General features: G+C 42.3%; 15 protein-coding genes. 1 reads left to right on the forward strand and 14 read right to left on the reverse strand.

Features of this window, described 5'->3' with window-relative positions; translation table 11 throughout:
- Nucleotide 1 precedes the first annotated feature (1 nt).
- The 3 genes from arsM to FIB07_04895 form a co-directional block, all read right to left on the reverse strand.
- Entirely contained in the window at nt 2-826 is an 825-nt protein-coding gene (arsM, locus tag FIB07_04885) for an arsenite methyltransferase (GenBank protein NJD52184.1), read from the reverse strand.
- A gap of 15 nt (nt 827-841) precedes the next feature.
- Entirely contained in the window at nt 842-1,114 is a 273-nt protein-coding gene (locus FIB07_04890; protein NJD52185.1) for an AbrB/MazE/SpoVT family DNA-binding domain-containing protein, read from the reverse strand.
- Nucleotides 1,115-1,197: 83 nt separating this feature from the next.
- On the reverse strand, nt 1,198-1,953 hold the full coding sequence (locus FIB07_04895) for a glycosyltransferase (protein ID NJD52186.1): 756 nt from the start codon (nt 1,951-1,953) through the stop codon (nt 1,198-1,200).
- 191 nt (nt 1,954-2,144) lie between these two features.
- On the opposite strand from FIB07_04895, the gene FIB07_04900 reads away from it, so the two are divergent.
- Nucleotides 2,145-2,408 carry a hypothetical protein gene (locus FIB07_04900; protein ID NJD52187.1) on the forward strand — a complete coding sequence of 88 codons (264 nt, stop codon included), beginning with the start codon at nt 2,145-2,147 and terminating at the stop codon, nt 2,406-2,408.
- 174 nt (nt 2,409-2,582) lie between these two features.
- Here FIB07_04900 and comE read toward each other — a convergent pair whose 3' ends face one another.
- The 11 genes from comE to FIB07_04955 all read right to left on the reverse strand — a co-directional run bounded on the left by comE (nt 2,583) and on the right by FIB07_04955 (nt 13,235).
- Nucleotides 2,583-3,716 carry a sulfopyruvate decarboxylase subunit beta gene (gene comE / locus FIB07_04905; protein NJD52188.1) on the reverse strand — a complete coding sequence of 378 codons (1,134 nt, stop codon included), beginning with the start codon at nt 3,714-3,716 and terminating at the stop codon, nt 2,583-2,585.
- Nucleotides 3,717-3,764: 48 nt separating this feature from the next.
- A complete protein-coding gene (locus tag FIB07_04910; GenBank protein ID NJD52189.1) occupies nt 3,765-5,075 on the reverse strand; it encodes a cysteate synthase in 1,311 nt (436 codons plus the stop codon).
- A 117-nt stretch (nt 5,076-5,192) separates the two neighbouring features.
- Nucleotides 5,193-5,813, reverse strand: coding sequence for a hypothetical protein (locus FIB07_04915; protein NJD52190.1), 621 nt, complete (start codon nt 5,811-5,813; stop codon nt 5,193-5,195).
- Nucleotides 5,814-5,817: 4 nt separating this feature from the next.
- Nucleotides 5,818-6,870, reverse strand: a complete 1,053-nt coding sequence (locus FIB07_04920) for a hypothetical protein (protein ID NJD52191.1) — start codon at nt 6,868-6,870, stop codon at nt 5,818-5,820.
- Complete coding sequence (locus FIB07_04925; protein ID NJD52192.1) at nt 6,867-7,616, reverse strand: hypothetical protein; 750 nt, start codon at nt 7,614-7,616, stop codon at nt 6,867-6,869. The genes FIB07_04920 and FIB07_04925 overlap by 4 nt, the downstream gene beginning before the upstream one ends.
- Nucleotides 7,617-7,638: 22 nt before the next feature.
- A complete protein-coding gene (locus FIB07_04930; GenBank protein NJD52193.1) occupies nt 7,639-8,817 on the reverse strand; it encodes an SPFH domain-containing protein in 1,179 nt (392 codons plus the stop codon).
- Nucleotides 8,818-9,348 carry a hypothetical protein gene (locus FIB07_04935; protein ID NJD52194.1) on the reverse strand — a complete coding sequence of 177 codons (531 nt, stop codon included), beginning with the start codon at nt 9,346-9,348 and terminating at the stop codon, nt 8,818-8,820.
- A gap of 91 nt (nt 9,349-9,439) precedes the next feature.
- Complete coding sequence (locus FIB07_04940) at nt 9,440-10,399, reverse strand: ATP-binding cassette domain-containing protein (GenBank protein NJD52195.1); 960 nt, start codon at nt 10,397-10,399, stop codon at nt 9,440-9,442.
- On the reverse strand, nt 10,396-11,358 hold the full coding sequence (locus FIB07_04945) for an ABC transporter ATP-binding protein (GenBank protein NJD52196.1): 963 nt from the start codon (nt 11,356-11,358) through the stop codon (nt 10,396-10,398). Before FIB07_04945 ends, FIB07_04940 begins: the two co-directional genes overlap by 4 nt.
- Nucleotides 11,359-11,369: 11 nt before the next feature.
- Entirely contained in the window at nt 11,370-12,272 is a 903-nt protein-coding gene (locus FIB07_04950) for an ABC transporter permease (protein NJD52197.1), read from the reverse strand.
- 3 nt (nt 12,273-12,275) lie between these two features.
- Nucleotides 12,276-13,235, reverse strand: a complete 960-nt coding sequence (locus tag FIB07_04955) for an ABC transporter permease (protein ID NJD52198.1) — start codon at nt 13,233-13,235, stop codon at nt 12,276-12,278.
- Between the last annotated feature and the right edge of the window lie 71 nt (nt 13,236-13,306).

The raw sequence follows: 13,306 nt of genomic DNA on the forward strand, positions 1-13,306 counted from the left end.
ATTATTTTATTCCCTGTACCTTGATACTCACCACCGAATCAGCAATACTTTTTAGCTCCTCCTCAGGGATATTGAAATTCTCGACAATTGCCCTTGCTGTCGGGTCGTTTGCCATCAATTCGATCGGATATTTTGTCTCATCGATTATCCTGACATCTTTGAACCCTTCACTTTTAATTGTTTTTATATATGCATCTTTCTTAATCGCACCCGAAAGACAGCCAATATACGATTCAACTGAATTCTTAATAATCTCAGGAAGCTCTTTATGTAATACAATATCAGAAACCATTAACCTGCCGCCAGGTTTTAAAACCCTGAACGCCTCTTTGAAAACCTGCTTTTTATCAGGAGACAGATTGATCACGCAATTGGATATGACAGCATCAACAGAATTATCCGCAGCAGGCAGGTTTTCGATCTCACCGAGCCTGAATTCCACATTGCTGTAATTCCCATTCCGGGCATTTTCCCTCGCTTTTTCTAACATCTCAGGAGTCATGTCAACGCCTATGACTTTCCCGCTGGTTCCTACTTTTTTGGCTGCAAGGAAACAATCAAACCCTGCGCCTGAACCCAGGTCAAGAACAGTTTCACCAGGCTTAAGTGTTGCCAGAGCTACCGGATTTCCGCATCCAAGCCCGAGATTTGCGCCCTCAGGAACTGATTCGATTTCATCTTTTCCATAGCCTATTTTTTGGCTTATCTCTACTGCACGCCCCTCGCTACCGCAACAGGAAGTTACAGGTGAACAGCACGATTTCCCTTTTGTCGCAATTTTCGCATAGCCTTCACGAACATTCTTCTTTATATCTTCTTCTTTCAAATTGATCTCTCCCTTTTAGAGTACATCTTTGATTAATGGCCCGAGCATGTCTTTTACTATTCCAGCAAGTTCTTCGGCTTTGATAAAACTAATACAGCAAATCTTGCCGTCCTTTTCCCAGCACACAACTGCCAGTTTATCGCCCGCATGGATATTTGCCCTCTCCCTGATCTCTTTCGGCAGCACCATTTGTCCGCGCTCATCCACGCTTATCATGGATTCTACCTTACAGCAGCTTGACGTGGCATCAAAGCCGCAACATGATTCGTTTTTATCTTTCCGGGTCATTTTCGTCCTCACTGGAAGATGGATTTCTGAATATTTATACTTTACTGATTAATCAGAAAAATCTGAATTAGTGGAAAAAAGAATCAGCGAATACCGATATATTTGCGCAGATCAGCTATCCCCACTTTCTTTGTCAGGTTGTCTACCCAGGTCGAGTTCAACTCCCACCCCAGGTCCAATTGCGAATAATAGTAGAGAGTTCCAAGAAGCCCTGTTGCCTCAAGACGCCGGGATGAGTTCATAACTTTTATCTGGGGAAAATATCTTGTAGTTCCAAGCGTGCTTATCCGCCTGCTGAAATCAACGTCCTCCAACAGGACATTATGATAGCCTCCACATTTAAAGTATGCATCACGCCGGACTATAGTATTAAATCCTGGCAATGTCGCAGAATTCAATTTATCACGCAATAAAAAATATTCATTGGCAACACGCTCGGCGAATTTTATTTTATTTGATCGTTCTGAAAATTTAAAGCCCGTTGAGAATGCGATAAGATCAGGATTGGTTTTGAATGTTTCGTATATGTAGGCAAGAAAATATCCCGGGATAATGGTATCTGCATCGATGAATACAAAATATTTGCTATTATCATTTGAATTCATAACGCCATAATGCCTTACCGCCCCGATTCCGGGTTCTTCACACTGGAGCACGAAATCAGTGTATCTCTTCGCGATATCCATACTCTCATCCGTGCTTCCATTATCAACAACTACAAGTTCGAAATGTATGTTTGTATTCTGGTTCTTGATCGATTCAAGAGTTGGCTCAAGGTATTTTGCCTCATTAAGGACCGGGACGATTATTGAAATTTCTGGAGTAATGTTTTTTGTCATAGTATTCTCCAAATATCAGGTATTTAATAGATCCCAATTATATTAAAGTTGCCCATTTATAATTAAAAGAGAATTCAGATGTTTGGAGCGTTGAAGAAAAACGGAATAATATCGTATTCTATACTTAGATATAACAGAAAAATATAACTATGATAATAAGCATGTAACCTGCTATAAAAGGAGGTGATAAAATGTCAGGGTGCAATCCAATAACATATCATAACGTTCCACCGGATGTATTTACATGTATGAAACAAAAACTTGAGAGCGCTGGAATTCATGTTCCACCTGGAAACAGTGGCGACATGGAGGGCAGTGGCGTTAAGGCACATTTTGAATGGGACGGGATAAAAAATCTAACGATTACGATACGAAGCATACCATTTATAGTAACTTGTGGCTATGTAATCGGAAAAATAACAGATTTCGTACATCAGTGTCATGGTAACGAATAAATTCAGGAAAAAAAAAGCCAAGGTCCGGAGTCGAACCGGATTGTAATCGCTCTGCAGGCGATTGCGTAGCCGTTCCGCCACCTTGGCAGGGGGAGTAACGCTACATATTCATAATAGATAATAAGATTATCGCAATAGGCAATACTTTGTAGTTTTTAAATTCGAAGAACGCAATTATGCCCCCAGGGCGCTCATGAACCTTTTCTTTATTTCATTAGCAGAAAAGGGAATCTCTTTACATCTGGCATTCACTGGTTTTACGATTACATGAATGAATTGTGCTTTGCGCCTCAGGGCTTCGCTTAGATCATCCTGGGAATGTGCTTTTACTGTATCATTTACCCCGCTTGCTTTTGCCAGCAGTTCAAGATCGATCAGGCTTTGTGTACATGTCTCCTGGTTGCCGGTTGAGCCGTATGATGCATTGTCAATAGCAATAACCGTGAGATTGTGCGGTGAATATTCGCCGATGCTGATCAGCGCATTTGGATTCATAAGCAGGCTGCCGTCCCCGTCAATCACATATACATGCTTCTTTTGAATGATCGCAAGCCCAAGACCTATTGATGAAACAAGCCCCATTGAACCAAGCATGTAAAAATTGAGTTCCCTGTCCTTTATCTCAAATAATTCCTTTGACGGGATGCCCAGGTTGGCGATGATAATATTATCGTCATTATTTTCACCGATCGTTCCTGCAATGGTCCTTATCGCTTCGTATCTTGTTAAAACCGGTTTTTGAATGGTTACACTGAATACCAGGTCAATATTCCTGCCGCATATATCCATGGGTTCAGGAACATCACTTGTTGAACCCTCCCAGACAGCAGGAGACACCAGAATAACATGCGGATGAAAGTTATCAAAGGATTCTTTGATCGCTTCATCCAATCTCCCGATTTCTTTTAGCGATTCTATGATCGTAAACTTCATCCCTGAGGCTGCCAGGATATCAGGCAACCTTCTCCCAAGCTGCCACTGCGCTTCTATCGATTCTTTATAAACACCTCGCCAGCTTGCGATTATCGGAAGAGGGATGCTGTATGTAAGATTAAGTGAAAGAAGTGCATTTATCATGTTGCCGATGCCAGTGCTCTGGATGACCATGACAGGCCGCCCCCCGCCAAGATAAACGCCTGCGCATATCCCCACACCATTCTCTTCCCGCGTGAGAGGAAGCGTCTTTATGTTCCGGGCAACAAGTGGAAGAAGCGCCTTTATCCTGTCACATGGGAGTGTGGCTGCAATATCTACCCTGTTTTGTTTAAGAATATCGACAACTTTCTGTTCCGGGGTATCTGCATTCATTTATATTTATCTGTGTTTTTATATCGGTGCAATTATGTTGATCCAATATTAAATTATCTCTTCCAGGGGAACATTCGCATTCTCAGCATGTGCAGATGGTTCAATCTTATAAAGATGATGATCCTGCTCAACACGTTTTACTCCGCCGCCAGTGATATTTAATACGATATAATCATCCTTTTTCACTTTTCCGGCATCTATCGCTTCGATCAATGAGGCAACAGCAACTCCTGCAGGCGGGAAGATATCAATGCCTTCAAGATCTTCAAATAACGTTACACCGTTCTTTGCGTCGTTGTTGGAGATCGCATACATGCTGCCATTCGTTGCACACAACGCATCATATACGCCTCCAGATGCTGAATATGGTGGTTCCCTGTTGGAAAGGATATCTGCATACATCTCATGAATGAGTTTTTTTGGCTCAGGCATATCAATATCTTTTATGATATCGCGCCGCCCTGCTTTCCATGCATTGTACATCGGTACAAATGGAAGGTTCTGGGAAAGATGAAGTTCGGGGAGAGCCGTACCAAATCTTCCGTCTTCAAGCAGTCTGAGTGCTGCTTCCCATGCGGCTATTCCTCCTGTTCCGCTTCCTATTGCCTGGAAATAATGATCCGGAATCCGTTTCATAAAAACCGATGCATCAAGCATCACTGTTCCCATACCATCTCTTCGTGCCACGTTCCTTGCACCGCCTTCAGCCTGCATACCCGGAGCGGCGGAAAGTCTTTCTGCAAGATGGATGGAATCCGTATAGTCGCAGTTATTACCCATTTGTATAAAATGAATTGAATCAGTGGGCTCTTCCGGCAGCCACATTCTTGATATTCCGCTTCCGGGCACCACGATATAAACATTTACTCCAGTCATTGCAGACACGTGGGCAAAAGCCCGCGCCGTATTCCCGGCAGAAGCAAGGACAAGGGATTTACCTGAGTTCTTGAATTTTGATAGCGTTGGAAAAGCTTCCAGCTCCTTGAAGCTGCATGTTTTTATGTTTGCTCCCCTTTCAGGCCAGTAGCCGTTGAAACCGATGAAAAGATTCTTCAGGCCAAGATATTGTGCAAGTTCCGTGCTCCTGTATGTTACCGGGCCCGAATCAGTGGTGATGAGTTCATTAACAGGCAGCCAGTCATGGAATTTTCCTATTCCGGGAGCATCTTTTAATTCAAGTTTTTTGTTCCTGTAATTTGTGCGCAGGAGGCCATTGTCACAATCACATTTGAGGCGATCGTTAAAATAAGCGGTTTTGCAGCCTGTACATATAAGATCGTACTTCTGGTTCTCAGGTATTGTGATGGCAGGATTTTTGTCTAAAATGCTCCCACGGCACACGGTTTCACTTATTGTCATAATTAATAGTTTCAATCGATGAGTATATAGTTTTATCCATTGGATTCACAGAATTGCCCGTAATGGGACATTATTTTTTATAAAAAATACGATTGTCCAATCATTTATATAACTAATTTATATACTTATACCAATTATGCCATCTACCATGCCAGAACCACTTAATTTGTAAAAAGGCACTGCGATTACTTTCGGAGATGAAAGTCCAAGAGAATATGTAATATTTTTTAACATATCGGATTTCCCTGCTTCAATGCTCAGGAAAATGAAATCAGCGATCTTTTCAGCATCTTTACTTGAACAGGAACATCCGTTCAGCTTGCCCTTTTTTATAACAGCGAACTCAGGCTGGCTCTTTGTGAATTCAAGCCCAAGTTTGCGGATATTTTCCAATGATGTCTCAAATGCAGGGACATAGAATTTTCCAACATGTTTATCTTCTTTGCCAAAAATATTCATGATAAAACCGGTGATGCTTCCTGCTGCATCCCTTGAACTGATTTTGATATCTGCTTCAAAAACCCAGAAAGGCAAATATATTTTCCCGGTATCCATATTTTTATTCGGAACCGCAAAATCAATATTCACAGGAACAAGTTCGTCTTTTTCACTGATAAGTTCAAAACCTGAATCGCAATTGCCGCAATAATATACCACGTCCCTGGTATCTGCATTTAGAAGCGACCCGCATTTTTTGCATTTTAAAGGTACTAATCTTAATCCTGAATGGTCAGTCATTATCTCATCCCGGTGTATTGTCAAAACCAATTTCTTTTAATGAATTGAAGGTCTCCTGAAGGCCCTTTGCCTTAAATCCTGTTGTCTTTCCTTCGATCACCTCGCCACCATACCTGAATTTACTGAAACCAAAGATTATCAATGCAATACCTGCTATTGCACCCGCAATTATTAATTCATTTGATTCCTCAGAAAATAGCCGGAGCGATGTCGTAAGTATGAGGTTCCCTATCATCAGGCTTGCGACGAACATGCTAACCCTGTAAATGGTGCTTCCGGGTGCACGCCCATACAGAAGCTTGTTGTGAAGCCCATCAATTACAAGCTGGTAATTCCTGTCTTTGAATTTATACCTGACAATCCAGAGAGGATAATAAATAATGGATAATTTTTTTCCTGTGGAGTGAAGTTTCTGGAAAGTAACTTCATCTATATCCACACTTCTTTTTGCCTGGTTTAACATCCAGTTTTCTGACTCTAAAACGGCATCTGTTCTTGAATGCATTGGCTCAAACACCATTCCCTGTTTTTCAACTGTTGAGATATCAAAGGGTTCAAGGTTCCCGGAAATCCCTGAATTGTCTATTTCTTCAACGCCAAATTCGGAAACATCGCAGGCCGCTTTATTCCAGATATATTCTTTCATGATCATGCGTTCAACCGGCTCTTTTCTTGTAGTAGTGTGCATATTGCCTTTGTTGTCCCGGTGTGTCTCATGATGTATCTTATTCCCGAAAATCCAGCCGCATACCTGGCCGATGGATCTCCAGAATGGCAGGTGGACAAGGAATATCTCAGTAAACTCGGCTCCTGTTCTCAGTTTCCTGTCCTTGTCGAATTTACCGAACCAGTTTTTTGCGGCGGCTTTTGTATCAGTTTCACTGACCTTGCTTTTTACATAATATTGTATCACGCCCTCATCGCCCATTACAAGAAGAGGTATCTCACAATACGTACATTTAAGGACATTATTTCCTTCCCTGAGCTCAACTGTTCCCCCGCAGCCAGGACACATTAGCCCCTTTATTATTTCATGCTTGCCTGATTCCATTTTCATACCCTCTCAGCAACGAATACTGCTGCAATAACAACAATTATTGCAGTTATTATGTATGCTCCCAGCACCTGTGGAAAATCCATTGACATACCTTCAAGGAAAAATATTATTGCGGCTCCGCCTCCAACCAGAAAATAAGGCATCTCCTGTTTGGATGGGTATTCCGAAGCCATGATCTTGCCTGATGAGCCATCCACTATGGCTGTGTATGCATTTTTTTTGTAATTATAATGAAAAATATATAGAGGTATATGGACAAGAGCGCTCTGGGTGATATTGGACACATCTACAGCTTCTTTTTTCAGCCATTCCACTGCTGATAAGTATAACACAGTAGGATCTTTTATGACCGGGTTACCTGCATCTTCCTGTCCATAGAACCTAAAATCTCCTGCAGGAATAACCATTGTTCTTATTCCAGGCAATGGGGCAGGTAATGCCGGTTGTATCTTTATTACCTCTTTTTCCCCCTGTTTTATCTTGAAATACCATATCGGAAAATATACATATTCTTTTCCTGATATCGCTGCTTCCTTATCCAGACCTTTCACAGTGGAACTTCCCGCCATCCAGCGCCGAAGCGATGCGGCGGCTGCAACCTCGTCAATAGTGGATTTTAGCATATAATGGAATACAATTTTGCTTTTATCAATGTAAATGGCAGATGAACAATATTCACACGTTAAAAATGTCTGGCCTTCTATGGCTTTGACATCTGCGCCGCATTGAGGACATTTTATTTCCATTACTGCCTTCCTCCTGCTCTTCCTATTCTATCTTTGTGCCGCATGATGGGCAGAACTTAGCCCCTGGTGCAAGCTCGGCGTTGCATTTCGGACAATTTGAGATAATTTTATATCCGCAGCCAGGACAGAATTTTGAACCGGCCGGAATATCTGCTTTACATTTCGGGCATGATATGCCTCCTCCGATCTTGTTTCCGCAATTAGTGCAGAATTTAGAACCTGAAGGTAAGTCAGCGCCGCATGAGGGGCATTTTATTCCATTTGGGCGCGCTTGCTGTTGTTGCGGCTGCATAGTTTGCCCCAGCTGGGAAGCCATCATCATTCCCATTCCCATGCCGGCCCCCAGCCCGACACCAGCCCCTGCCCCGGCGCCTGCTGCCCCGCCTTCCTGTTTTGCAGCATCCCGCATGGCACTTCCAGCCTGGAAAGCAAGAAATGCTTCCTTCTGTCTCTGGTCTGTTAAACCAAGTGCGCCTATGCCAGAGCGCGTATCAATGGCTTTCTGGACTTCTTCTGGGAGGTTGATGTTAAGTTCTGCGATACGCATGACCTTTAGCCCGTACTCAGCCACGTTTGTCTCAACCTTTGAAAGTAGCATCTGTGAGATTTCTTCAAGATATGCAGGTATATCTAAGACTGATAATTGTTTTTTAGACTTGAGCTCACCGAGGGTATCATTGAGCTGCATGATTATCTCGCCCTTTAGCCAGCCCACTACCTGGTCGCTGTCGCTAAATCCTTTTGTGCCCACAAACTGGGTAATGAACTGTATGGGGTTAACAACTTTATAAGCGAACTGCCCGAAAATCCTAAGCCTGACAATCCCGAAATCCTGGTCCCTGAATACCATTGGTTCGGCACTTCCGAATTTACTTCTCAGTTCCCTGCGCTGGACGTAATATGCTTCAGCTACAGGCTGGGTACCAGTTACTATTCTCTGGAGTTCTGTAAGTACGGGAATATTAAGTGTTGAGAGCCCGAACCTGCCCGGGCGGTCAAGTACTGTAAGTATTTTCCCATCCCTGAGGAAAACCGCATACTCATCTTCCCTGACAACTACATTATCATTCCAGATAAGGTTCCTTGGTATCCTGAATATTACATTTTCGCCTTTTGCCGCATCATCCCACATTAAAGTGGTAGAGCCAAGGATACTTCCACCTGAACCCGATGTTGTTGGGGTTTTTTTATCAAATAACATCTAACTTACCTCCAGCCCTGTAATTATAGAAATCCTCTTATCGAATATCAAATTAAAATCCTTCAATGCTTTTATTATTTCTTTCATTTTCTGCCCTGATGTACCATCAGAGCTTATTATGGAACTATTGAGTTCGTCCGCTGTTTTCCCGATAAAATCTATATTTTGAAGAAGAGAAAGGTCCCATTCATACATTTTATTGAGTTCTTCTTCTTCTATCCGGATATCTGCTGATACTCCTGAATATCCCTGCTCTGTATGCCGTATCTTATTTTCTATCTGTCTTGATAATTTCAATACATCACCTATATCCGAGACGAGCTCAAGTTCCAGGGCTCTTGTCAGCTCTTCCCTGCAATTCTCAAACTTTCTATTTATCTCACCCATACGCCTGGCAAGCTGTTGTCTTAGCAGGCTATCTGCGGCCCGCAAATCCTCACGCCGGCGGTATCCTTTAAAACCGGGTATGAAAAGCTCGATCTTTTTCAATAGTCCCCTATCTGCCTCAACTCGTGTTCGAAGGTCTGTCATTTTTTCACTCTTTTAAAATTTTATAATGTTTTCCAAAATTTTGACTGTGAATTATTTCATTGTAATTAAATGTTTGTGTAATGAAACTTTCTCATATAGATGTATCATATAAATGGCATATAACAAAATGTCCTTTCCCGATCTCTTTCATTCCAGGCTCAATTATATTGCATATATCCAGCTTTTTTTCACAGCGTGTATGAAATCTGCATCCATTCGGCGGGTTTATTGGTGAAGGGACCTCCCCTCTTAAGGTTTTCCGGTTCTTACTACCCGGGATTGAAGATAATAACGCTACAGTATATGGATGTAGCGGATTCTCAAATAACTCATCTTTACTGGCAAGCTCCACGATCTTTCCAAGATACATAATTGCCACCCTGTCAGAGATATAGCGGATGACATACAGGTTATGGGCGATGAATAAATACGAAATTTTAAGCTCTTTTTTTAACTCCATCAGAAGGTTCAGGATCTGGGCATGTACTGAAACATCAAGAGCGCTTACAGGTTCATCTGCAACTATCAGTCCGGGATTAACTGCAAGGGCTCTTGCAATGCCTATTCTTTGCTGCTGGCCCCCGCTCAGTTCATGCGGATATCGTGCGATAAAACCAGGTTCAAGACCAACCTTTATAAGCAACTCTTCAACAATATTTTCGCGCGTTTCCCTGCTGCCAATATTATGAATTACCAGTGCTTCCTCGATCGAATTCCCAACTGTCATTCTCGGATCAAGACTGGATTTTGGGTCCTGGAATATTATCTGGCATTCTTTCCTGAACTCTTTTAACTGATCTGTTTTGAAATTGGCGATATCCCTGCCCCTGAACAATATCTTTCCTGAATCAGGCTCTTCAAGTCTTAAAATGATTCGTCCTAATGTGGATTTACCGCATCCGGATTCACCTGCAAGGCCAAGTGTCTCGCCTCTTCCAATTGAAAGTGAAACACCATCAACTGCTTTAACATCACCTCTTTTCCTTGAAAAAAAACCACGTTTTACAGGATAATATTTCCTTATATTCTCAATTTCAATCAGGTTATTCATGAATATCCCTCATACAGGAAGCAGCTGACATAATGTGCTTCGTTGATCTGTTTTAACAGGGGTCTCTTTTTCCTGCAAATTTCCATTGCATTAATGCATCGTGGATGAAAAACGCATCCTTCAGGGAGATTTATTAAATTCGGTATCGTTCCCGGGATTGGAACGATTTCCCCATGATGGGAAGGCAGGCACCCAATTAATCCTTTCGTATAAGGATGCAACGGATAATCCAATATATCTTCCCTGCTTCCTTTTTCCATAATTCTTCCTGCATACATGACAACTATATTGTCCGCTATTTCGGATACCACCGCAAGGTCATGTGTTATGTAAATTATTGACATGAAAAATTTATTGCGAAGCTCTAAAAAAAGGTCAAGGATCTGTGCCTGTACTGTCAGGTCAAGAGCAGTTGTCGGTTCATCTGCTATCAACACCTCAGGATGGCATGCAAGCGCCATTGCAATAACAACTCTCTGTTTCATCCCGCCTGAGAACTGGTGGGGATAATCATGATATCGCTCTTTAGCCATTGGAATTCCTACAAGTTCCAGAAGTTCGATGGTTTTTGATGTAATTTCATTTTGATTGAGTCTTTTATGCGCGGTTATTGCCTCATCTACCTGGTATCCTATTGTAAAAACAGGATTAAGCGATGAATGCGGGTCCTGGAATATCATAGCAATTTTACTCCCACGAACTCCCTGCATTTGTTCAGGGGAAAGCCCAGGAAGATCCCTGCCATCCAGGATAATTCTCCCGCCAATTATTTTCCCGGGACTTTCTATAAGTCGCATGATGGATAATGCGGTTACGGTTTTTCCTGAACCGGATTCACCAACAATGCACAGGAGTTCTCCTTTCCGCAAGTCAAAGGAAATGTCATCAACTGCCTTTATAGTTCCTTTTTTTGTAAAAAAATAGGTCTTAAGATTCGAAACTGAGAGGATTGGCTCCATTTTATCCCCCATCATCCATTTTTTGGATCAAAGGCATCGCGAAGACCTTCTCCCAGGAAATTAAATGAAATAATAGTAAGGAATAACATAATCCTAGGCTCAACTGCGATCCACCATGCGGTCTGGATATCATTCTGTCCTGCATTTAAAATATTTCCCCAGCTTGCAACCTGCGGGTCTCCGAGACCTATAAAACTCAAAACAGCTTCAGCAAGTATCGCCCCGGGGATTGTGAGAGTTGCCAGCACGATTATTGAGCTGATCGTATTGGGAAGAAGGTGATAGAAAATTATCCGTAGATTGCTTGCCCCAAGAGCTTTTGATGCAATCACAAATTCCCTTGTCCGAAGGGACAGTGTCTCGCTCCTTACCAGCCGTGCCGTTCCAGTCCAGCCTGTGAGACCTATGGAAAGTATTATTAATGCCAGGCTGGAGCCAAACATATAAACGATAAGTATCAGGAGAAGGAGGAAAGGAAAAGTCATCATAATGTCTGTAAATCTCATCAGGATATTATCTACGATCCCTCCGAAATAGGCTGAAGAAACACCTATAATCGCACCTATTATTATCGCAAGACCGGTAGCGAACAAGCCTACAAGCAAGGAAATCCTCGCCCCTGAAATGAGCTGTGATAGCAAATCACGTCCCATGCCATCCGTGCCAAGAGGATGTTTCCATGTTCCCTGGACATGAGTTGGGATCAAGCCTCCTGCTTCCTTGCTGTATTTTGATTGTTCTATGGAAAAACCGATTGGAGGAAGGTTCTTTTCATCAAAATTCACAACAGTCGGGCTTACAGTGAAAAATGGACCGATGGAGGCTATTAAAATGAGAATTATAATAAATGCCAGGCCAGACATGGCAAGTATATGCCCTTTTATTCGTTCCCAGTAATATATTGTGAACTTCATGTTTTATTCATACCTTATCCTCGGGTCTAAATATGTATATGCGATATCTGCTATCAGGTTGAATAATAATGTCACAAATGCCCCGATCAATGTAACGGCCAGTACAACAGAATAATCATCGGAAAAAACAGCCTTAAGGGACATCCATCCAAGACCAGGTATCCCGAAGATCACCTCGGTAATATATGCGCCCCCGAAAAAGATACCGCTCATATCAAGCATGATTATAGTAACGATCGGGAGAAGCGCATTTCGAAATACATGCCTTCTTATGACTATACTTTCAGGGAGTCCTTTTGCTCTTGCTGTTCTTACAAAATCCTTGTTCATGTTTTCAAGCATTGCGCTCCTGACATACCTGCTGTATCCTGCTACCATACCAGTAGCAAGAGTTATAACAGGTAATATAAGTGCATATAGATTGGAAAGTGAGAACATGGGAAGACCGGTATCATAATATGTTTTGAACCAGCCAAGTTTCACAGAAAAAATAAGGATAAGCATCATACCGAGCCAGAAGTTAGGAATAGAGATCCCTGCAAATGAAAAAAATGTTGTAATGTGGTCTGCTGTTGTATTCTTTTTTGCGGCTGAAAAAATTCCAATAATTATGCCGAGCAATATCGCAAAAATCGAACTCAGGAGAATTAGCTGGAATGAATATACCCAGTGGGTACGGATAAGGTCGCTGACAGGCATTGAAGTACTGAATGACCAGCCCCAGTCCCCATTGAGAAGGGAACTGATGTAAGTGAAATACTGCTCATACAGCGGCCGGTCAACACCATAACGGGATTCGATTGCAGCCGCGACCTGGCTCACATTATGGCCTGCCCCAAGGGTTGCCAGATATTTATCAGCCGGGGAATGCGGGCCGATCCTCATCAGGAAAAAGGCTGCGGTCATGACACCCCATGCGATAAGGAATGTGTGGAGGAGCCTTTTTGCGATGTAGGATTTCATAAATAGTAAAATATAATGGGAGTTTATAACTTTCTCAAATATTCCTCATATTCATCTTGACGAACGCGCTC

It is taken from the genome of Candidatus Methanoperedens sp., assembly GCA_012026795.1.
Classification (GTDB): Archaea; Halobacteriota; Methanosarcinia; order Methanosarcinales; family Methanoperedenaceae; genus Methanoperedens.